Genomic DNA, 19,654 nt, shown 5'->3' with positions numbered 1-19,654 from the left:
TTGCCGCCGGTCCGGTGATTCATCCACGTCATCAGCTCGACAGCGCCGCCGAGAGGGTCACCGAGTGCCGGCAACCCCACCTAGGCTCCAGCGACACCGCGACCGCGCGACAGCGACAGCGACAGCGGCAGCGCCCTCAGCGACCGCGACGAGGAACGGGGACAAACATGATCAGCACGGTCTTCTTCGATGTGGGCGGCACCATTCTCGACGAGTCCCGCGAGTTCGCCGACTGGGCCGACTGGCTCGGCGTGCCCCGACACACGTTCTCGGCGGTCTTCGGCACGGTGATCGCCAGGGGGCTGGACTATCAGGAGGTGTTCCGGGTCTTCCGGCCCGACTTCGATCTCACCACCGAGCTGGCCCGTCGGGAGGCCGCCGGCCGGCCGGAGTCGTTCGCCGAGGAGGACCTGTACCCGGACGCGCGTGAGTGCCTGACGTCCTTGAAGGACCAGGGCCTGTTTGTCGGCCTGGCCGGCAACCAGCCGGCTCACGCGGAGGCGACCCTGCGCGATCTCGACCTTCCTGTGGACGTGATCGGCACGTCGCACCGGTGGGGCGTGGCGAAGCCGGCACCGGCGTTCTTCGAGCGGGTTGTCGACGCGGGCGGCGGGGTCGCGTCGTCGATCCTGTACGTCGGGGACCGACCCGACAACGACGTCCGCCCGGCCCTGGAGGTTGGCATGAAGGCGTGCCTGATCCGGCGGGGTCCGTGGGGGTACATCCTCGACCCCTCCGAGGTGGCCGAGCGGTGCCTGTTCCGGATCGACTCGCTTGTCGAGTTGCCGAGCCTCGTCGCGACGCACAACGCGGCCGGCGGTTGACCCGCCGACCGCGTGTTCGTGCCGTCCTGGTGGCCGCCTTCCCCGGGCGGCCACCAGGACGGGGATCAGGTCAGCGAGCAGGCCGCGCCGTTGACGGTGATCAGGCCAGGGCTCGGGTTGGCGCCGCCGCTGGTCGTCGCATTGAAGCCGAACATCACCGAGCCGCCAGGCGCGATCTTGGCGTTGTGCGACTCGTTGCGCGCGGTCACCGTCGCGCCGGACTGGGTGACCTTCGCCAGCCACGCCTCGCGGACCCGCTGACTGCCGGTGAACGCGAAGCGCACGTTCCAGCCGTTGACGACGGTGGACCCGGTGTTGCGGATGGTCAGCTGGGCGGTGAACCCGGTGCCGCCCTGCCAGGCGCCGTAGTTGGTGTACGCCACCGAGCAGGTGGTGGCCGGTACCGCGCCGGCGTCACCCTGGTCGGCCAGGAACGAGGCGATCCAGGTCAGCGCCGAGTTCCAGTTGATCGCCACCTCGTTGGTCGAGTACGAGTTGATGTCGTCGACGTAGCAGAACATCGGCTCACAGCCAGCCAGCAACTGCGCCACGAACGGGTCCTGGAGGGCCGCGTTCGGGCCACCGGCGAGGGAACCGGCCGGCGGTCGGGGCAGGCTCGGGTCGAGCTGGTGGCCGAAGATCCGACTGTGCTGGTTCTCCGCGGCGTGCTCGCCCCACCCGGTGACGTAGGAGATGTTCAGGGCGTTGCGACCGAGGATGTAGTCCATCGCCTGCACGGCACCGTCGCGGTAGGCGGCGTTGCGGGTCAGGTCGAACGCGGTGGCCAGCACCACGGCGTTGTTGATGACGTTGCTGTTGCCGCCCCAGAAGTAGCTGTTGGCGTCACCGGGCATCGGCAGCCCGTACGCCTGGCGGCGCAGCTCGGCCAGGTACGTGTCGGCCGCGGCCGTGACCGACGCGCGGACCCGGGCCAGATCGGCGGCGGGCAGCCCGTTCGGCACGGTGGCCAGGTCGAGGCGGCCCAGCGCGGCGACGCTCTGCCAGCCGAAGCCCCGCGGGTCGAACACGTTGCCGGTGTGGTGCGGTGAGGCGGTCAGGTCGGCCAGGTAGGTCTGCGCGCCGGTGGTCAGATACAGCTCGGCCGCCGCCCAGTAGAACTCGTCGGTGACGTTGCTGTCGTCGTACGCGCCGCCGCCGGTGCCGTCGGTCGGGCTGGCGTACACCGCGGGGTGGGCCTTGGCGGCGGCGTAGGCCGTCTTCGCGGCGGTGTCGCAGCGGGCCGCGAAGGTCGCGTCGTACGGGGCGAAGAGCCGGGCGCACTGGGCGGCGGTGGCGGCGAGGTTGAGGGTGGCCGCCGTCGACGGTGCGTGCAGCTCGCGCGGCTGCGGGTCGTCCTGCGGGGCGAGCGGCAGCCCGGTCCAGTTCTGGTCGTGGATCTTGTGGTGGACCATGCCGGCGAGCGGCTTGCCGGCGGGCACCTGCATGCGCAGCAGGAACTCCAGCTCCCAGCGGGCCTCGTCGAGGATGTCCGGCACCCCGTTGTCGCGCTCGGGCACCCGCAGCGTGCCGTCGGCGAGTTCGGCGCCGCCGTTGGCGGTGGCCGCCGTCTTGGTCCGCTCGAAGGTGTTCAACAGCTGGTAGGTGGCGATGCCGCCGTTGACCACGTACTTGCCGTGGTCGCCGGCGTCGTACCAGCCGCCACGCACGTCCAGCGAGTAGTCGCAGACCCCCGGCTGGCAGGGCACGTTGGTGTCGCCCTGGTTGGGTGCGACGCCGAGGTGGCCGGCGGGTCGGGCGTACTCGTCGCCGATCAGGTCGCCGTCGATGGCGATGCCGCTGCGCTGGGCGTAGAAGAACTGCAACGAGTCGGAGCGCAGCTGGTCGTAGAGGGCGCCGGAGACGTCGAACGGGTGGCTGGTCTCGCCGTCCACGGTGAGCGTGAGCCCGGTGCCCGGGGTGCGGTAGTTGGAGAAGTCGACGGTGTGCACGTTCTGCCCGGAGGCGGCGTCGACACCGCGAGCGGTGGTGGTGCCACTGGCCACGACGGCGCCGGCGGCGCTGCGCAGCTGCCAGGGCAGCGCTTCGGTGGCCTCGGTGACGACTGTGGCGTTCTTCGGGCCGCCCGGCAGGTAGCCGACCTGGTTGACGCGCACCCGTGGCCCGGTGTCCGGCACGTACGGCTCGGGCGGCTCGCCGCCGCGCAGCGAGACGTCGTCCAGGCAGATGGTCTGCGCCTGGGCGGCACCGCCGACCTGGAAGATCAGTTGGGCGTTGGGGTTGGTGTCCGGGACGGTGAAGGTCTGCTCGACCCGCTGGGCGGTGCCGGTCGCCGTGGCGTCCACCGCCGCGTACGTGGTGTAGGGGGCGCTGCCGAGCTGCAACACGGCCTTGACCGCGGCGCCGGGGGTGGCGGAGACATCGAAGCCGAGGGTGTATTCGGCGCCGGCGATCAGCGGTACGCCGTCCTGGCCGATGCCGGCGTCCCACGGGTTGGCCAGCCCGCCCGCCACGGTGGTGCAGAGCCGGCCGTCGGTGACCGCCAGCGGGCCGGTGCCGAAGGAGAACCAGGGGCTCACCCCGGCGCTGAAGTCGCCGTTGTCGATCTGCTCGGGGGCGTCCGGTGGTGGGTCGGCGTGGGCCGCGCCGGCGCCCGCGCCGGTGAGGGCCAGAGTGGTCGCCGCAGCCAACAGGAGGCGGCGTCGGGATGGCGTCACGGGGAGTCCTTCCGGGACGGGAAGTGGGACGTGGTGGTGGCACTGTGGGGCGACGAATTCTGGGAGCGCTCCCAGTTGTCGGCTCGATGTTTCCAGCGTCGGTACCTCATGTCAATTGATCTGATTGGATGGGTTCCGGCGTGCGACGAGGGCGGTCACCCCGGCGGGTGCTCCGCGACGCGCCGCCACCCGAACGTGAGATTGGCCGCGCCACGCGCCGTCGTCCTGATCTCCTAGAGACAACTGCGCCCTTCGCCTGGCAGGCTGCCTCCCATGACCCTGAAGCTGCGTTCCGTAGGAACGAGCGACCGTGGGCTGATCCGCAGCGGAAACCAGGACGCCCTGCACGCCGGCACCTGGCTCGTCGCCGTCGCCGACGGCATGGGCGGGATGGCCGCCGGCGACCTGGCCAGCGCCCTCACCATCGACGCGGTCGCCCCGCTGGACGTCGAGACACCCGAGGACGCCCTGGTGGCCGCGCTGGAAGGCGGCATCGCGCTGGCCACCTCCCGGATCCGGCAGGCGGTCGCCGAGGATCCTGAGCGCCAGGGCATGGGCACCACGCTGACCGCCCTGCTCTTCGCCCGTACCGGCAGCTGCCTGGCCCTCGCGCACGTCGGCGACTCCCGCGCCTACCTGTTCCGTGAGGGCGTGCTCAAGCAGGTGACCCGGGACGACACGTTCGTCCAGATGCTGGTGGACCAGGGTGTGATCACCGCCGACCAGGCCAGCAGCCACCCGCGCCGCGCCGTGGTCACCCAGGCCCTGCAGGGTGACGAGGTCTCCCCGTCGTACGCGACGATGGTGCCCCGGGCCGGCGACCGGTGGCTGTTGTGCAGCGACGGCCTCTCCAACGTGGTCCGCCCGGACACCCTCACCGAGGTGCTCGGCGGCTATCCGGACCGGGGCGCCTGCGCCAGCAAACTGATCGACCTGGCCCTGCACGCCGGCGCGCCGGACAACGTCACCGTCGTGGTGGCCGACGTGGTCGAGGAGTAGGCCGGCGCTCAGCGTCGACGTGGCGTGGCGTGCCGGGTGGGCGTCGCCGTGGCCGGGTCCTCCGGCCACGGGTGCCGGGGATAGCGCCCGCGCAGCTCCGAGCGGACCTGCGGGTAGCCGGTGCGCCAGAACGACGCCAGATCGGCGGTGACCGCCACCGGCCGGCCGGCGGGGGAGAGCAGGTGCAGCAGCACCGGCACCCGACCGTCGGCGATGCGGGGGGCCGCCGGCCAGCCGAACGTCTCCTGCAGTTTCACGGCGAGCACCGGCGCGGCCGGGTCGCCGTAGTCCAGCCGGATCCGGGAGCCGCTGGGGACGTCGATCCGCTCCGGGGCCAGCTCGTCCAGGCGGGCGGCCTGCGCCCAGGGCAGCAGCCGGCGCAGCGCCGACGGCACGTCCACCCGGGCCAGGTCGGCCCGGCGTCGCGCGGCGGCCAGCTCCGGGCCCAGCCAGCTCGGCGCGGCGTCGAGCAGCGAGGTGTCGTCGACCTCCGGCCACGGATCACCCAGGTGGTGCCGCAGGAACGCGAGCCGCTCCCGCAGCGCCCGCGCCGCCGGCGTCCACTGCAGCAGCCCGAGGCCGTCCTGACGTAGGCCGGCGAGCAGCGCGGCGGCCACCTCCGCCCGGTCCGGCCGGTCCAGCCGTTTCTGGACCAGCTCGATCGCGCCCAGCCGGGTCACCTCCCGGGCCACCACGTCCCCGTCGAACCAGCCGACCTCACGGTCGGTGCGCAGCAGCGGGCCGGCCGCCTCCCGGGCCGTCGCCTCGTCCACCGGGCAGGCCCGGCGGACGCGGGCCGACGGCGCGCCGGGGGTGCGGTCCGCGACCGCGACCGCCAGCCAGTCGGACCCGGTCAGCCCCGAGCCGGCGGCCAGCTCCGCGGCGGTCCCGCCCGTCATCAGGTACGCCGAACCGCCCGGCCGCCGCACCCGGGCCAACCGTTCCGGGTACGCCAGACCAACGAGCAGCCCGGCGGCGAGATCGTCGCTCAGCCCACCCGCGCCGCGGTGGCCGGTGGCGTCGACGCGACCCGCCGCCGGGGCACCGGTCGGCAGCGCGGCGCGCAGCCGGCGTACCTCGGCACGCCAGCGGGCCGTCGCGCCCGCGTCCACGCCGGTGCGCAGCCGACGCCAACCGGCGACCAGATCGTCACCGGGGCCGGCCGCGCTCTCCTCGGCGAGCACCGCCACCACCTCGGCGGCCCGGTCGGCGCCGACCCGGTCGGCACCGTCGAGCAGCGCCCGGGCCAGCCGCGGATGCGCCCCGGCGGCGGCGATCGACCGCCCCCGTGCCGTGATCCGACCGTCGGTGTCGACGGCGCCCAGGGTCCGCAGGGTGTCCCGGGCGACAGTCATCGCGGCGGCCGGCGGCGCGTCGGGCAGCGCGAGCCCGACGCCGTCCGGTCGGCCCCAGGCGGCCAGCTCCAGCGCGAAACCGGTCAGGTCGGCGGTGGCGATCTCCGGTTCGGCGCGGGCGGGCAGCCGCTCGTGGGTCGCCGCCGACCAGCAGCGGTAGACGTACCCGGGGGCCTCCCGGCCGGCCCGGCCGGCCCGTTGGGTGGCGGCGGCCCGGGAGACCGGCACGGTGACCAGCGCGCCCAACCCACGGGCCAGGTCGATCCGGGGCACCCGGGAGAGCCCGGCGTCCACCACGATCCGCACGCCCGGGACGGTCAGACTGGTCTCGGCCAACGCGGTGGCCAGGACGACCCGCCGTCGGTCCGCGCGGCGCAGGGCGGCGTCCTGCTCGGCGCCGCGTTGACGGCCGTGCAGGGGCAGGAGCGCGACAGTGTCCCGCAGGTCGGTCAGTCGGCCGGTGACCGCCGCGACCTCGCCGGCCCCGGGCAGGAAGACCAGCACGTCGCCGTCGTGCTCGCGCAGCGCCCGCCGGACGGTGGCGGCGACGTGGTCGAGCAGGGCCCGGTCCACCGGCCCGGCCCCGGGCGCGGCGATCGGGCGGGCCGGGGGCGCCCAGACCCGCTGCACCGGATGCAATGCTGAGTCGGCGCGGACCACCGGGGCCGGGGTGGGCCCGCCCAGCAGCGCGGCGAACCGGTCGGTGTCCGGGGTCGCCGACATCGCCAGCAGCCACAGATCCGGCCGGAGGGTGGCGCGCGCCTCCACGGTGAAGGCCAGCGCGAGGTCGGCGTCGAGTTGGCGTTCGTGGCACTCGTCGAGCAGCACGGCACCCGTGCCGGGCAACTCCGGATCGTGGTGCAGCCGGCGGACCAGCAGGCCGGTGGTGACCACCTCGATCCGGGTGGCCGGGCCGACCCGGCGTTCGCCGCGTACCGCGTAGCCGACCCGCTCACCGACCCGTTCGCCGAGCAGCTCGGCCATCCGCCGGGCAGCGGCCCGCGCCGCCACCCGGCGGGGCTGGGCGATCACCACCCGACCGGTCACCCGGTCGGCCACCGCCAGCGGCGCGAGGGTGGTCTTGCCGGTGCCCGGTGGGGCCACCAGCACGCCGGCGCCGGCCTCGTCCAGTGCCGCGACCAGCGCCGGCAGCACCGGACGGACCGGCAGATCGAGGGTTACGTCGGAGAGCACGGCCCAGTCTCGCACCGGCCCGGGTGGGTCAGGGGCGACGGACCTCGCCGACGCCGCGTACGAAGGCCTGCCAGGGCGCCGCACCGAAGGCGAGCACCGGGCCGGAGCGGTCCTTGCTGTCCCGGACGGCGACCTGACCGTCGACTGTCGCGACCTCCACGCAGTTGCCGTTGCCGCTGCTGCGCGTGCTGGTGCGCCAGTCCGCTCGGGTCAGGTCGTACGCCGTCATCCGCGGTACCTCTCGTCTGCGTCGGCGTGCCGCAGGAGCGGTCACGCAAAGTTACGAGAAGCATGCTCAAGACGGGTCAACGACGCCGCCGGATCGAGCGCCATCCGGCACAGCTCCTCGTGCAGAAGGCTATACCCGAGCACATGATCGGCTTCCTCCAGAGCCAGCCCCATCGTGAGGTTATCCAGGTAAACCACTGACGCGTCGCCGGCGTCGGCAAAGTGGAGGATCACGTACGGGGTGCTCATCGCCGGATGTCCGCCGGCCGCGAACGGAAGTACCTGAATTGTCACGTTGGGTAGTTGCGCGATCCGGCTCATGTGGATCAGTTGTTCGGCCATCACCGCGGTGCCGCCGACCGGGCGCAGCAGCACCGCCTCATTGATCACCACCGACAGGTCGACCGGGTCGTCGCGGCGCAGCACCTCCTGCCGGCGCAGTCGGGCGGCGACCTTGCGCTCCAACCCGTCCTCACCAGCGGTACGCCGGAAGATCTCCCGGGCGTACGCCTCGGTCTGCAGCAGTCCGGGCACCGACTCGGCCTCGTACGTGCGCAGCGTCGCCGCCTCGGCCTCCAGCCCGACGTAGAACTCGAACCACTCGGGGAGCACGTCGCTGTAGTTCTGCCACCAGCCCCGCTGTTGGGCACCTCGGGCGATCTCGATGAGCGCCTCGGCATCCGAACCGGTCACCTCGTAGAGCGCGAGGGCGGCCCGCACGTCGCGTGGCTTGATGCCGATCTGCGCGGTTTCGATCCGGGAGAGGTTGCTCTTCGACATGTCGAGCTGACGGGCGGCCACATCGAGGGTCATGCCCGCGCGTTCCCGAAGTTGGCGGAGTTCCCGCGCGATGCGGCGTCGCCGGACGGTCGGGCTGGCAGCGGGTCGGATGGCGGGAGTGGCGGTCACCGTCCGAGTCTGCCACGACAAGATCCGCAGGTCGCATATGCACGGAGTGCAACTTTCAAATCTGGGAGTTGCGTTGCAGTAGCTGTGGGTGCATCCTTTCCCGGTCGCGATCACTGTGGACACACCTGTGCGGGAGGACCGTTGCTCATCGCCGACGAGTTCTTCCTGATCGCGCACAACGACAGTCGCGGCAAAGCCAAACTGCACCCGGCGGCGACCGGGCTCGGGCTGGCCGGCGGGCTCCTCGGCGAGCTGATCCTTTATGGACACATCACCGTCACGGCCGGGCAGATCTCCGTCATCGACCGGCGTCCGCCGGCCGATGCCCTGGCGCACACCGTGCTGGACCAGTTGGTCGGCGAGTCCCAGCACCGGGAGTTGCGCACCTGGCTGAGTTTCCTGGCGCAGAGCGCCACGACGTCGGTGGGGGAGCGGCTGGCCCGCGCCGGGGTGCTGCGCCGGCAGGAGAGCCGCCGGCTGCTGCGTACCACAGTCACCTACCTGCCGATCGACCTCAACGCGGTGGCCTGGCCGGCCACCCGGCTGCGGGCCCTGCTGGACCGGCCGGACCCGCCGGGCGTGCCGGACGCGCTGCTGCTCGGCCTGGTCGTGGCCGCCGGGCTGACCCGCGAGGTGCTGTGGAGCGCCGGCCCCCGGGCGCATCACCGGTTGAACGTCCTCATCCCCGCGCTGCCGGCCCCGCTCAAGGAACTCGTCGGGCACACCGAGGCCGCCGTCGGCGCCGCCGTGCTGCGCGGCATCCCCTGACCCGTCCCGGTAACCCCCATCCCTCCCCTCGACAACCGGAGTAGTCGTATGCCCCCGACATCGACAGTCGACCGACCCAGCAACGTCTCCGAAGCCCTGGCCCGAGGCCGTCTCGGCATCCCGTCGGTCATCTTCTTCGTCCTCTCCGCCGCCGCGCCGCTGACAGTGGTCGCCGGCGTCGTCACCACCGGCTACGGCGTCATCGGGGTGACCGGCATCCCGCTGGCCTTCCTGCTGATCGCCGCGGTGCTCGCGCTCTTCTCGGTGGGCTACGTGGCGATGTCGCGCCGGGTGGAGAACGCCGGCGCCTTCTACGCCTACGTCTCCCGTGGCCTCGGCCGACCGGCCGGTGTGGGCGCCGCCTGGGTCGCGCTGATCGCGTACAACGCGCTGCAGGTCGGGCTGTACGGCACCATCGGCGTGGCGGCCGAACCGGTGCTCGACCGGATCTTCGGCGGGCACCCGCACTGGGCCGTCGTGGCCCTGGTGGCGTGGGCGTTGGTCGGCCTGCTCGGCCTGCTCCGGGTCGACCTCAACGGCATGGTCCTGGCCGCGCTGCTGGTCGCCGAAATCGTGGTGGTCCTCGTCTTCGACCTGGGACAGCTCGGCAACCCGGCCGAGGGTGGGGTCAGCTTCGCCCCGTTCTCGCCGGACAACCTCTTCGTGCCGGGTGTCGGCGCGGTGCTGGTGCTCGCCGTCCTCGGCTTCGTCGGCTTCGAGTCGGCGGTGGTCTTCAGCGAGGAGAGCAAGGACCCGAAGCGGACGGTGCCGCTGGCCACCTACCTCTCGGTCGCGATCATCGCCGGGCTGTACGCGCTGTCGTCCTGGACCATGACCGTCGCGGTCGGGCAGGACCAGATCGTCGCCGAGGCCGGCGAGCAGAGCGTCGGGCTCATCTTCAACCTGGCCGCCGCGCACCTCGGCGACACCGCGGTCACCATCGGGCAGGTGCTCTTCCTGACCTCGGTGCTCGCCGCGATGATCTCGTTCCACAACACCACGGCCCGCTACACCTTCGCGCTCGGTCGGGAGCGGGTGCTGCCGGCGGTGTTCGGGCAGACCTCGGCCCGCACCGGCGCGCCGCGTGCCGCCTCGGTGGCGCAGAGCGTCCTCGGACTGCTGGTCATCCTGCTGTACGCGGTCAACGGCTGGGATCCGGTGGTCCAGTTGTTCTTCTGGGTCGGCACCACCGGCGGTTTCGGCGTCCTGCTGTTGATCGCCACGACCTCGGTGGCGGTCATCGCCTACTTCGCCCGCTCCGCCGGGGGCGAGAACCTCTGGCGACGGGCCATCGCGCCCGGCCTGGCCACCATCGCGCTCGTCGTGATCATCTGGTTGGCCGTGTCGAACTTCGCCAACCTGCTCGGCGTCGCGCCGGACTCGACGCTGCGTTGGGCGCTGCCCGCCGCGTACCCGGTGGCCGCCCTGCTGGGCATCGGCTGGGCCCTGCTGCTGCGCAGCAACCGCCCGGACACGTACGCCCGGATCGGCCTGGGGGCCGCGAGCGCCGCCGCGGCCGTCAAGCCGGAGGCTCCGGCCGTGGAGGTGACCCGATGAGCGTGGTCATCGAGCGGCTCGGACCGGAGGAGACCAGCCTCGTGGCAGGTCGGATCGCCGAGGCGTTCATCGTCCTGGAGGTGACGACGTGGCTGGTCCCGGACGCGAGTAAGCGGGAGGCAGTGCTGGCCGGGGACTTCGAGATCCTGGTCGAGCACGCGATGCGGCACGGCATGGTGCACGCCACGGCGGATCGCGCCTCGGTCGCCGTCTGGTTCCCGTCGGTCGGCGAGCCGGTGCCGCCGCCGGCGGACTACGACGCCCGACTGGCCGCCGCCTGCGGCGAGTGGACCGACCGGTTCCAGCACCTCGACGAGCTGTTCGCGGCGAACCATCCGCATCCGGATCACCACCACCTCGCGTTCCTGGCGACCCAGCCGGGCCGGCAGGGGCAGGGGTTGGGTAGCGCGTTGATGCGCCACCACCACGCCTGGCTGGACGCCAACGGGATGCCGGCGTACCTGGAGGCGAGCAGCCCGCGCAGCCGGGACCTGTACGCGAAGCACGGCTATCTGGCCGGCGAGCCGTTCCGGGTGCCCGACGGCACGCCGTTCTGGCCGATGTGGCGGGAGCCGGTCAGCCGCTGACCCGCCCGGCGACCGGCACGACACGGATCGCACTGTCACGTTGACGTGACGACCCCGGACAGCCAGCAGGGCCGGGTCCATCGGACCCGGCCCTGCTGGCGTGAACCGGTCAGTACGTGCCGTCGAGCTGGCCGCGCAGCTTGGTCAGCGCCCGGGTCAGCAGCCGCGAGACGTGCATCTGCGAGACGCCGATCTGGTCGGCGATCTGCGACTGGGTCAGGTTGCCGTAGAAGCGCAGGGTGAGGATCTTCTGCTCGCGCTCGTCGAGGGTGGCCAGCGCCGGGCCGAGGGCGACCCGCAGCTCAGCCAGCTCGAACTCGCTGTCCTCGCCGCCGAGCATGTCGCCCAGCTCGGTGGCGCGCTCGCCGTCGCCGGTCGGGGTGGACAGCGACACCGCGTTGTACGCGCGGGCGCCCTCCAGGCCCTCCAGCACCTCTTCCTCGGTGAGCTTGAGGTGCGCGGCGATGTCGGCGACCGTCGGCGAGCGGCCGAGGGTCTGCAGCAGCGAGCTGTTGGCGTCGGAGATGGCCAGCCGCAGCTCCTGGAGCCGGCGGGGCACCCGGATGTCCCAGGTGCGGTCGCGGAAGTGGCGCTTGAGCTCGCCGATGATGGTGGGGATCGCGTAACCGGCGAAGTCGACACCGCGCGAGGGGTCGAACTTGTCGATGGCCTTGATCAGGCCGATCGCGGCGGTCTGCGCCAGGTCGTCGTTCGGCTCGCCGCGCCCGCTGTAGCGGTGGGCCAGGTGATTGGCGAGCGGCAGCCACGCCTCGATCGCCCGGTCTCGCAGCGCGGGGCGCGACGGGTGGTTGGCGGGCAGCGCCGCCATCGCGTTGAGCACGTCGGCAGCGCTGTCGGTGAGAGCGCGTGGGTCGAGCTTGGCGCTCGCCTTGGCGGCGGTGCTCGGCTGCTCGGTGATCGTTGGCGCGGTCATGGGTGGTCCTCCCTGCACCTCGTCCACGGACAAAGAGACGTGACGCTTTGGTTTAAGTTCCAATAGGCCGTTCGGGAGTCACCTTAACCTGATCGTCTCCCCGAAATCTAGCCGAAAGGTTGATGTACTTAAGGGATGTCGGATGACAAAACGGACAGAAGGGCAGGAAGTTGAGGTCGCTGTGAGGAGCCTTACCCGCTTTCTCGGCCCCAAATGCGCTGCCCGGCCGTCCGACCGGCTCCACCGATCGGCCCCCGGGCCACGTCGACTGGTCAACACAAAATCCGACAAGTCGGCCGGAGTGTCGACTATCCGTCCTTGTCCCGTTGGCGGGACCGGCCGTAGCGTCGCCTGTACACACCCGGTTCGGAGGCACCGTGCTCGATCCAGCCGCTCCCCAGCTCGTCGTGAACAGCCGCACCCTCTACTTCAGCTGGCTGCCGGCGGATCCCGACGCCGTCGCCGCCCTGGTCCCGCCGGGGCTCTGCCCCCGCCCCGACCGGCAGGTCTTCCTCAACCAGTACGTCGTCGACGACGAGACGCAGACCTCCGGCTTCGGCGCGTACTCGCTGACCTACCTCGGCGTCTCGCTGCTGGGCGTCGACGCGCCCGGCGGCCTCAACGCGGGTGGCTGGTGGACCCACTACGTGGCCTCCAGCCGGCTGGTGCGTGAGTACGCTGTCGCCCGCGGCGCGCCGGTGTTCGCCGGGCGCACCCGGATCGAGGTGACCGGCGAGGACCTGCTCGCCGAGACGGAGATCGACGGCACGACGGTGATCCAGGCGCGGTGCCGGGTGGGGGAGACCGGGCATGCGATCAGCAGTGGGCACCACCGCTACTTCACCCGACGCGACGGCCAACTGCTCAGCTCGGCCTACCCGTTCATCGCCGAGCCGGTCGCCCCGTTCGAGATCGAGTCGGTGGAGTTCCTCCAGCGCGGCCACCCGATGTACGCGCTGCGCCCGGCCAACCCGCTGACCATCGGCTTCGGCTACTACTCACCGCGCTCGTCGTTCGCCTACCCCGGTGGGCTGAACGTGTACCGGGCCCCCGCCCCCGAGCCGACCCGGCCAGTTCACCAGGTGCCAGCCAGCCTCGCGCGCAGCGGCCTGCCGTCCGGGTCGTAGACCAACCGGTACACCGGCAGCGCCCACGCCCTGGTGTACCACGGCAGCCGTTCGGGGCGGTGCGGGCGCAGTCGCCCGGGCGGCCGGTCACCCACCTGGCCGTCGTCGTACCACCGCTGTAGTGCGTCGGCGGCGGCGGTGACAGCCGCGACGGCGTCCGCCGGGTCCAGCAGGTCCGCGTCGTCCCGGCCGTCCGGGTCACGGTCCAGGTGCTCGCGCCACAGCCGCAGTCGCAGGTCCCGGGCGAAGCTGCGCGCGCCGTCACCCCGCCCCGCCGGGTCGGTGGGCTCCCGCTGGTCCGGCGTCTCGTCGAGCACTGCGCAGGACAACTCGCTGTCGTGCGTCCAGGACCGCCGGTTGAAGTTGTCGCTGCCGACACTCGCCCAGACGTCGTCGACCACACACACCTTGGCGTGCACGTAGACCGGGCCGCCGGCCTGGTTCTCCACGTCGAACACGTGCACCCGGTCCGGTGCGGCCCGTTCACACAGCGACAGCGCCTGCTCGCGCCCGACCATGTTCGGCGGCAACGCCAGTTTGCCGTCCACGTCGGGGTGGCGGGGAACGACGGCGATCAGGTGCAACTCCGGGTTGTCCCGCAGCGCGTGCGCGAACAGGTCGGCGACCTCGGCCGACCAGAGGTACTGGTCCTCCAGGTAGATGAGTCGGCGGGCGCGACGGACCGCCTTGGTGTAACCCCGGGCCACGGTCCGCTCCCCGTCCGGTGCGAACGAGTAGCGGGGACGGACGGCCGGATAGGTGCGCAGGACCTGGATCTGGTGCGGACCGCAGGGCGGCGGATCCGCCGGCTGCTCGGGCAGCGGGTCGGGGCGCAGGTCCGAGCCGCTCAGTCGATCCCGCAGGTAGGCCATCGGGTTCTCCGAGTCCAGCGGCATCGGGTCCGTCCAGCGTTCCCGGAACAGGGTGTCCAACGCGCCGACCACCGGGCCGCGCACCGCGAGCTGCACGTCGTGCCAGGGCGGATTGGGGCCGTACCGCTGGGACATCTGCACCGGCTGCGGATCCCCGTGGTGCGCGGCGTCGTCGCGGCGGCTGTGGCACAGGTCGATCCCGCCGGCGAAGGCGATGTCCCGCTCGGGTGCGCCCGGGTGGCGCAGCACCACGAGCTTCTGGTGGTGCGAGCCGCCGCGCCGGACCCGTTGGTCCAGCAGTACCTCCCCGCCGGCGGCCGAGACCGTCTCGCTGAGGTCGCGGTTCTCCGCCTCGCTGTACGCCAGGACATCGAGGTGCGACCGCCAGATCAACCCCTTGACCACCACGCCGCGTTGGGCGGCCTGCGCGAAGAGCTGGGCCACTGTCGGGCCGTCCGGGCGCAGCAGCTGGTCCGGGTCACCCCGCCAGTCGGTGAAGAACAGGTGGTCCCCGGCGCCCAGCGCCTCGACCTCGTCGACCAGCCGGTCGAAGTAGGCGACACCGTGAATCAACGGCTCGGCGAGGTTTCCCGTGGTCCACACGGGTATGCCAGAGACCGGGTTGGCGCGTTCCTCCGCGGTGAGAAACCAGTCCTGCAACGGCACCGTCCAGCCCTCCTGGAGGTCGGCAACGTCCTCACGGTAGGACCCCCGCCGCGGGTCCGCACGCCAGGCGAACCGAGCGGTGACCTGGCCAACGCCATCGCAAGTGACGCGACAACAGCCGAGGAGGCCACACGATGCCCCGCGACACGACGAACCCCATGACCGACAACCGCGAGCCGGCGGTGGAGAGCGAGCGGGGTGCGCTGGTAGCGGTGTTGGTGATGGTGATTCTGGGTGTGGCCGGGATTTTTGCGGTCTCCTGAGACGGCGCCGACGCCCCCGGGTGAACCGGAGGCGTCGGCGCCGATCTCAGCGGTCGATCGTGGTCAGGGCCGGCCGCCCTGGCCGCCGGTGTGCGGGAGCCGCTCGGTGGGGATCACGCCGAGGCGGCCGGCCTTGAAGTCCTCGAACGCCTTGAGCAGCTCGTCGCGGGTGTTCATCACGAACGGGCCGTACTGTGCCACCGGCTCCCGGATCGGCTGACCACCCATGATGTAGAGGTCCAGCGCCGGGGTGTTGCTGTCCTGCGTGGTGTTGGCGCTGAACCGCAGCGCGTCACCCGGGCCGTGCACCGCGAGCTGGCCGGTACGCACCGGCCGCCGGTCGACGCCGACGGTGCCGCGACCGCCCAGCACGTACACCAGGGCGTTGAAGTCGGGCCGCCAGGGCAGGTCGACCTGCGCGCCCGGCTGCACGGTGACGTGCGTGATGGTGATCGGGGTGAAGGTCGAACCTGGGCCGCGGTGCCCGGCGACCTCGCCAGCGATGACCCGGATCAGCGCGCCGCCGTCGGGCGTGGTGAGCAGCGCCGACTCGCGTCCCCGGATGTCCTGGTAGCGGGGCGGGTTCATCTTGGCCGAGCGGGGCAGGTTGACCCACAGCTGGGTGCCGTGGAAGAGCCCGCCGCTGACCACCAGGTGCTCGGGTGGGGCCTCGATGTGCAGCAGGCCGCTGCCCGCTGTCATCCACTGGGTGTCGCCGTCGGTGATGGTGCCGCCACCGCCGTTGGAGTCCTGGTGGTCGAAGACGCCGTCGATGATGTACGTGACGGTTTCGAAGCCGCGGTGCGGGTGCCACGGTGTTCCCTTGGGCTCGCCCGGCGCGTAGTCGACCTCGCCCATCTGGTCGAGGTGGATGAACGGGTCCAGGTCGGTGGTCGACACCCCGGCGAAGGCGCGGCGGACCGGGAAGCCCTCACCCTCGAAGCCGCTGGGCGCGGTGGTCACCGTGCGGACCGGTCGGATCGTGGCGGCCTCGTCGAGTCGAGGCAGGCGGGGCAGGACGAGAACATTGTCAACGGTGATCGCGGGCATGTCGAAGGCTCCTAACGTGGGGCAGGGGTGGTCGAGCCGTCCCGCGATGCCCGCAGGCGCTCGCCGAGCCGATCGAAGACCCGGGTGAGGCAGGCGATCTCGGCATCGTCGAGGTCGTCCATCAGATGGGTGCGCACCGACGCCAGATGGTGGGGTGCGGCTTCCCGTAGCGCGAGCAGCCCGGCCGCGGTGAGCACCGCCTCGCTGCCGCGCCGGTCGTCCGGGCAGGGCTCCTTGCTGACCAGGCCACGACGCTGCATGGAGGAGACCTGGTAGGTGAGGCGGCTGGGCGAGAAGATCAACCGGCTCGCCAGCTCGCCCATCCGGAGCCGCTGCCCCGGTGCCTCGGAGAGCAGGACCAACACGTGGTAGTCGGCGAAACTCAGGTCGCTGTCGGCCCGCAGTTCCTCTTCCAACTGTGTGTAGAGACGCTGGCTGGCCTCGATGTAGGCACGCCAGGCGGCCTCTCGGGTGCTGTCCAGGCTCTCCGTCATGCCCACGACGATAGCACTACTTCAAAATTTAACTACTGAGGTTGGGCGTTGTCTGGGTCACTTTCCGCACGTCTTACGAGCAACTCATGCAGTTTTGAAGGAAAGCTGGGGTAATCCGGCGGTGCGGAGGCCCTGCGGTGTGCCAGACTCCGGCCTCGTGGAACACGTGGAACTCGCCGCCGGCGAGCTGTTGCTGCGCCCCTGGCGGGACGAGGACGCTCCGGCCGTGCGCGACGCTCTTCGCGACCCGGCCATCGCCCAGTGGAACCCGCAGGGTGACGGCCTGATCGACGACGAGGTGGCCTTGCTCTGGGTACGTCGCCGCGCCGACTGGTCCGCCGGGGACCACGCCTCCCTGGCGGTGACCTCGGCGGTCGACGGCGAGCTGCTGGGTTCGGTGTCGCTGCACCACATCCGGCACGGCGACGCCTCCATCGGCTACTGGACAGCGCCGGCGGCGCGCGGGCGTCACGTGGCGCTGCGCGCCGTCGTCCGGCTCACCGACTGGGCGTTCGCGGACCTCGGGCTGCACCGGGTGGAGCTGTGCCACGCGGTGGCCAACCCGGCGTCCTGCCGGGTCGCCGAGCGGGCCGGCTACCCGGCCGAGGGGACCCTGCGCGAGTCGTACCGGTACGGCGACGGCCGCCGCTACGACGAGCACCTGCACGCCCGCCTCGCCACCGACCGCTAGCCGGGGACGGGCCGGCCGCTGCCGGCGCGAACCCTCAGTCGGTGACCTTGCGGAGGAACGCCGTGAGGGTGGCCCTGGTGCGGTCGATCTTCTCCGCCAGGGTCAACGTCTCGTGCATGCGGGGCCCGGCGTGCTTCTTGCCCCGCAGGTAGAGCGAGCAGGGCAGGTCGGAGCAGACGTAGACGCCCACCGAGTTGCCCTGCCGTCCGCCGGAACCGGCCTTGCGCGCGGTCATCAGCGACACACCGTCGCCGGTGTGCGTGGTCAGGCAGAGCGAGCACATGCTGCGTCGTACCCGCCCGGTCTGCTGCGGCGCGACCCGCAGCGCCACTCCGACCAGCTCGCCGTCGGTCTCGGTGACGAGATAGGCCCGCTGCGGCGCGGCGGGGTCCCGCCAGCCGAGGAAGTCGAGGTCGCTCCAGGATCGCGCCTCAAGATCATGTGGTAGGGCCAGCCGCTTCGCCTCGCCCTGGGTGGTGTTGACGAAGGAGGCGCGGATGGCGGACTCGGTAGGGGCTAACATAGGTGCCAGCCTAGTCCTATTAGGCAAAAAGCTAGAGGGGTGTGTTGGATGGCACGTGCCGGGGTGACCGCCGAGCGCCTGACGCTGGCCGCAGCCGAGCTGGCCGACGAGGTGGGCGTGGAGAACGTCACGATCGCCGCGCTCGCCCGCCAGTTCGGGGTGAAGGACGCCAGCCTGTACTTCCACCTGAGGAACGCGCACGAGCTGCGGGTCAGGATCGCTCTGCTGGCGCTGGCGGAGCTGGCCGACCGGGTCGCCGACGCGCTCGCCGGGCGGGCCGGCAAGGACGCGCTGGTGGCGTTCGCCAACGCGTACCGCGACTATGCGCGCGAGCACCCGGGCCGGTACGCCGCCATGCAGATCGACCTCGACCCGGAGACCGCCGCCGCGAGCGCGGGCGTCCGGCACGCCGAGATGACCCGGGCGATCCTGCGCGGCTATCGACTCTCCGAGCCCGACCAGACCGACGCGGTGCGGATGATGCACAGCACGTTCCACGGGTTCGTGAGCCTGGAGCGGAGCGGCGGGTTCCGGCACACCCCGCGCCCCACCGACGACTCGTGGTCGCGCACCCTGGACGCCCTCGACGCCGTGCTCACCAACTGGCCACCGCGCTGAGCTGCCGTGGCGGCACGGCATAGGCTCGGTGCTGTGGATGATCTGGAGTTGGCCGACTGGCGGGAGCGGGTCGCCCGGCTGTACCTGTCCGACGTCGACCTGGAGGGCTTCCGGGCCGGCCGCGACGAACTCTTCGCCACCCACCCGCAGAGCCCGATCCCCGCGGCGCAGCGGCCCGACTTTCCCGGGGTGCGCTACTTCCCGCCCAATCCCGAGGCCGTGGTCGAGGCGCCGCTGCGCCCGGCCAGCGGCGAGCTGCGCATCGACACCGGTGGCCCGGACGGGGTGGTCGCGTACCGCCGGGTCGCGGTGGCCGAGACGCCGTGGGGGCCGTTGACCCTCTGGTGGATCGAGGCGTACGGGGGTGGGCTGTTCGTTCCGCTGCGCGACGGCACCTGCGGGCGGGAGAGCTACGGGGGTGGGCGGTACCTCACCGACACGGTGAAGGGCACCTTCGGTCGCGGTGTCGAGCTGCTGCCCGGCGACCGGGTCCGGCTCGACGCGAACTACCTCTACAACCCCAGCTGCGCCTACGACGACCGCTGGGCCTGCCCGCTGGCGCCCCCGGAGAACCGGGTCGACGTGCCACTGCGCGCCGGCGAGATGGCGTACCACGACTGACCGGCCGCCCGGCGTAGCTGCCGGGACGGCCGGTCGATCGTTCGCTCAGCGGGCGTTCGCCGCCGGAGAACCGGGCATCTGCATCCGACCGAGCAGCTGTCGCGCCTGGTCGGCGAGCTGGGCGTCGACTGTCACCGCGTACTGACCGGCCCGCAGTGAGCTGGCCGAGGTGAAGTCCCGCTGCCCGCCCGTCATGGCGTGCGCCACCGCACCGAACACGGCACCCCAGATCGCACCGATGACCAGCCCGACCAGGATCACCGCCAGCCAGTTGCCGACGGTGAAGATGCCGAACAACAGGCCGATGAAGAGCCCGAACCAGGCGCCGGTGCCCGCGCCGAGCAGACCGGCCCGACCGGTGGTCATGCGCCCGAGCACCGTCTCCACCAGGGTGAGGTTGGTGCCGACGATGGCGCTGTGCTCCACCGGAAAGCGGTTGTCGGCCAGATAGTCGACGACCCGCTGCGCGCTCGGATAGTCCGGGTACGAGCCGATCGTCACGGTCGGCGGGCCGGTCTGCGGCCCGTGGCCGTCCCCGGCCGGTGTCGACGGGCGGCCGGCCGGCCCGGATGGAAGCAGGTCGCCACCCTGTGTGCCGGGCCGCCAGGCGGCGGCCGGCCCCGAAGCTGACGTCATGAGCATCCTCCCTCGTCAGCTCCCCGCGTTCCCCGCCAGGCCGACCGGTAACGCGGCCGGCGC

General features: G+C 72.1%; 20 protein-coding genes. 10 read left to right on the top strand and 10 right to left on the bottom strand.

Translation table 11 applies throughout. The annotated features are described in order from the left end of the window. The first annotated feature begins 167 nt into the window (after nt 1-167). Nucleotides 168-824 carry an HAD family hydrolase gene (locus ACX27O_RS21320; protein ID WP_210860168.1) on the top strand — a complete coding sequence of 219 codons (657 nt, stop codon included), beginning with the start codon at nt 168-170 and terminating at the stop codon, nt 822-824. Between the two features lie 65 nt (nt 825-889). On the opposite strand, the gene ACX27O_RS21315 is transcribed toward ACX27O_RS21320, so the two are convergent. After that, nucleotides 890-3,499 carry a glycoside hydrolase family 9 protein gene (locus ACX27O_RS21315; protein ID WP_458939964.1) on the bottom strand — a complete coding sequence of 870 codons (2,610 nt, stop codon included), beginning with the start codon at nt 3,497-3,499 and terminating at the stop codon, nt 890-892. Between the two features lie 273 nt (nt 3,500-3,772). Between ACX27O_RS21315 and ACX27O_RS21310 the strand changes: the two genes are divergently transcribed. Next, nucleotides 3,773-4,498, top strand: a complete 726-nt coding sequence (locus ACX27O_RS21310) for a PP2C family protein-serine/threonine phosphatase (protein WP_030335040.1) — start codon at nt 3,773-3,775, stop codon at nt 4,496-4,498. 8 nt (nt 4,499-4,506) lie between these two features. Here the strand turns inward: ACX27O_RS21310 and hrpB are convergent, their stop codons facing one another. Genes hrpB through ACX27O_RS21295 form a run of 3 tightly spaced genes read right to left on the bottom strand, consistent with a single transcriptional unit; the run spans nt 4,507 to nt 8,184 of the window. After that, the gene (gene hrpB, locus ACX27O_RS21305) at nt 4,507-7,047 is read right to left on the bottom strand and encodes an ATP-dependent helicase HrpB (RefSeq protein WP_458939963.1); all 2,541 of its coding nucleotides are present in this window, start codon (nt 7,045-7,047) and stop codon (nt 4,507-4,509) included. 28 nt (nt 7,048-7,075) lie between these two features. Continuing rightward, a complete protein-coding gene (locus ACX27O_RS21300) occupies nt 7,076-7,276 on the bottom strand; it encodes a DUF397 domain-containing protein (protein WP_210863774.1) in 201 nt (66 codons plus the stop codon). A gap of 41 nt (nt 7,277-7,317) precedes the next feature. After that, the gene (locus tag ACX27O_RS21295) at nt 7,318-8,184 is read right to left on the bottom strand and encodes a helix-turn-helix domain-containing protein (protein ID WP_280940610.1); all 867 of its coding nucleotides are present in this window, start codon (nt 8,182-8,184) and stop codon (nt 7,318-7,320) included. A 141-nt stretch (nt 8,185-8,325) separates the two neighbouring features. Between ACX27O_RS21295 and ACX27O_RS21290 the strand changes: the two genes are divergently transcribed. The 3 genes from ACX27O_RS21290 to ACX27O_RS21280 are packed head-to-tail and all read left to right on the top strand — an operon-like array spanning nt 8,326 to nt 11,096. Further along, entirely contained in the window at nt 8,326-8,952 is a 627-nt protein-coding gene (locus tag ACX27O_RS21290; protein ID WP_458939962.1) for a GOLPH3/VPS74 family protein, read from the top strand. A gap of 48 nt (nt 8,953-9,000) precedes the next feature. After that, nucleotides 9,001-10,509: an APC family permease gene (locus tag ACX27O_RS21285; protein ID WP_458939961.1), complete on the top strand. Its 1,509-nt coding sequence runs from the start codon at nt 9,001-9,003 to the stop codon at nt 10,507-10,509. Next, complete coding sequence (locus ACX27O_RS21280; RefSeq protein WP_458939960.1) at nt 10,506-11,096, top strand: GNAT family N-acetyltransferase; 591 nt, start codon at nt 10,506-10,508, stop codon at nt 11,094-11,096. Before ACX27O_RS21285 ends, ACX27O_RS21280 begins: the two co-directional genes overlap by 4 nt. A gap of 109 nt (nt 11,097-11,205) precedes the next feature. On the opposite strand, the gene ACX27O_RS21275 is transcribed toward ACX27O_RS21280, so the two are convergent. Continuing rightward, the gene (locus ACX27O_RS21275) at nt 11,206-12,030 is read right to left on the bottom strand and encodes a SigB/SigF/SigG family RNA polymerase sigma factor (RefSeq protein ID WP_030335027.1); all 825 of its coding nucleotides are present in this window, start codon (nt 12,028-12,030) and stop codon (nt 11,206-11,208) included. 377 nt (nt 12,031-12,407) lie between these two features. Here ACX27O_RS21275 and ACX27O_RS21270 point away from each other — a divergent pair, with 377 nt between their 5' ends. Continuing rightward, nucleotides 12,408-13,157, top strand: a complete 750-nt coding sequence (locus ACX27O_RS21270) for a hypothetical protein (RefSeq protein ID WP_458939959.1) — start codon at nt 12,408-12,410, stop codon at nt 13,155-13,157. Here the strand turns inward: ACX27O_RS21270 and ACX27O_RS21265 are convergent. After that, nucleotides 13,106-14,695 (bottom strand): phospholipase D family protein, encoded by a 1,590-nt coding sequence (locus ACX27O_RS21265; protein WP_458939958.1) that lies wholly within the window; start codon nt 14,693-14,695, stop codon nt 13,106-13,108. The two genes, ACX27O_RS21270 and ACX27O_RS21265, sit on opposite strands and share 52 nt — an antisense overlap. Nucleotides 14,696-14,829: 134 nt before the next feature. Here ACX27O_RS21265 and ACX27O_RS21260 point away from each other — a divergent pair, with 134 nt between their 5' ends. After that, nucleotides 14,830-14,958, top strand: coding sequence for a hypothetical protein (locus ACX27O_RS21260; protein WP_285794172.1), 129 nt, complete (start codon nt 14,830-14,832; stop codon nt 14,956-14,958). A 63-nt stretch (nt 14,959-15,021) separates the two neighbouring features. Here ACX27O_RS21260 and ACX27O_RS21255 read toward each other — a convergent pair whose 3' ends face one another. Beyond that, complete coding sequence (locus tag ACX27O_RS21255; RefSeq protein WP_458939957.1) at nt 15,022-16,008, bottom strand: pirin family protein; 987 nt, start codon at nt 16,006-16,008, stop codon at nt 15,022-15,024. Between the two features lie 11 nt (nt 16,009-16,019). Continuing rightward, the gene (locus tag ACX27O_RS21250) at nt 16,020-16,502 is read right to left on the bottom strand and encodes a MarR family winged helix-turn-helix transcriptional regulator (protein ID WP_458939956.1); all 483 of its coding nucleotides are present in this window, start codon (nt 16,500-16,502) and stop codon (nt 16,020-16,022) included. Between the two features lie 157 nt (nt 16,503-16,659). Between ACX27O_RS21250 and ACX27O_RS21245 the strand changes: the two genes are divergently transcribed. Then, the gene (locus ACX27O_RS21245) at nt 16,660-17,193 is read left to right on the top strand and encodes a GNAT family N-acetyltransferase (RefSeq protein ID WP_458939955.1); all 534 of its coding nucleotides are present in this window, start codon (nt 16,660-16,662) and stop codon (nt 17,191-17,193) included. 34 nt (nt 17,194-17,227) lie between these two features. Here ACX27O_RS21245 and ACX27O_RS21240 read toward each other — a convergent pair whose 3' ends face one another. After that, nucleotides 17,228-17,716, bottom strand: coding sequence for an FBP domain-containing protein (locus tag ACX27O_RS21240; protein WP_458939954.1), 489 nt, complete (start codon nt 17,714-17,716; stop codon nt 17,228-17,230). Nucleotides 17,717-17,764: 48 nt separating this feature from the next. On the opposite strand from ACX27O_RS21240, the gene ACX27O_RS21235 reads away from it, so the two are divergent. Both ACX27O_RS21235 and ACX27O_RS21230 read left to right on the top strand, forming a co-directional pair. Beyond that, nucleotides 17,765-18,334, top strand: a complete 570-nt coding sequence (locus ACX27O_RS21235) for a TetR/AcrR family transcriptional regulator (RefSeq protein WP_357595416.1) — start codon at nt 17,765-17,767, stop codon at nt 18,332-18,334. Between the two features lie 33 nt (nt 18,335-18,367). Further along, the gene (locus tag ACX27O_RS21230; RefSeq protein WP_458939953.1) at nt 18,368-18,955 is read left to right on the top strand and encodes a DUF1684 domain-containing protein; all 588 of its coding nucleotides are present in this window, start codon (nt 18,368-18,370) and stop codon (nt 18,953-18,955) included. 45 nt (nt 18,956-19,000) lie between these two features. On the opposite strand, the gene ACX27O_RS21225 is transcribed toward ACX27O_RS21230, so the two are convergent. Continuing rightward, on the bottom strand, nt 19,001-19,591 hold the full coding sequence (locus ACX27O_RS21225) for a general stress protein (RefSeq protein ID WP_458939952.1): 591 nt from the start codon (nt 19,589-19,591) through the stop codon (nt 19,001-19,003). Nucleotides 19,592-19,654: the final 63 nt, after the last annotated feature.

The organism is Micromonospora sp. SD19 (genome assembly GCF_054462275.1).
The sequence above is the reverse complement of the archived record's forward strand: the minus strand, read 5'-3'. Positions and strand labels throughout refer to the sequence as shown.

Excerpts from the sequence above, each read along its gene's own strand:
- ACX27O_RS21320 (WP_210860168.1), top strand. The coding sequence starts at position 168 with ATGATCAGCACGGTCTTCTTCGATGTGGGCGGCACCATTCTCGACGAG.
- ACX27O_RS21310 (WP_030335040.1), top strand. The coding sequence starts at position 3,773 with ATGACCCTGAAGCTGCGTTCCGTAGGAACGAGCGACCGTGGGCTGATC.
- ACX27O_RS21300 (WP_210863774.1), bottom strand. The coding sequence starts at position 7,276 with ATGACGGCGTACGACCTGACCCGAGCGGACTGGCGCACCAGCACGCGC.
- ACX27O_RS21285 (WP_458939961.1), top strand. The coding sequence starts at position 9,001 with ATGCCCCCGACATCGACAGTCGACCGACCCAGCAACGTCTCCGAAGCC.
- ACX27O_RS21280 (WP_458939960.1), top strand. The coding sequence starts at position 10,506 with ATGAGCGTGGTCATCGAGCGGCTCGGACCGGAGGAGACCAGCCTCGTG.
- ACX27O_RS21275 (WP_030335027.1), bottom strand. The coding sequence starts at position 12,030 with ATGACCGCGCCAACGATCACCGAGCAGCCGAGCACCGCCGCCAAGGCG.
- ACX27O_RS21260 (WP_285794172.1), top strand. The coding sequence starts at position 14,830 with ATGCCCCGCGACACGACGAACCCCATGACCGACAACCGCGAGCCGGCG.
- ACX27O_RS21255 (WP_458939957.1), bottom strand. The coding sequence starts at position 16,008 with ATGCCCGCGATCACCGTTGACAATGTTCTCGTCCTGCCCCGCCTGCCT.
- ACX27O_RS21250 (WP_458939956.1), bottom strand. The coding sequence starts at position 16,502 with ATGACGGAGAGCCTGGACAGCACCCGAGAGGCCGCCTGGCGTGCCTAC.
- ACX27O_RS21240 (WP_458939954.1), bottom strand. The coding sequence starts at position 17,716 with ATGTTAGCCCCTACCGAGTCCGCCATCCGCGCCTCCTTCGTCAACACC.
- ACX27O_RS21235 (WP_357595416.1), top strand. The coding sequence starts at position 17,765 with ATGGCACGTGCCGGGGTGACCGCCGAGCGCCTGACGCTGGCCGCAGCC.
- ACX27O_RS21225 (WP_458939952.1), bottom strand. The coding sequence starts at position 19,591 with ATGACGTCAGCTTCGGGGCCGGCCGCCGCCTGGCGGCCCGGCACACAG.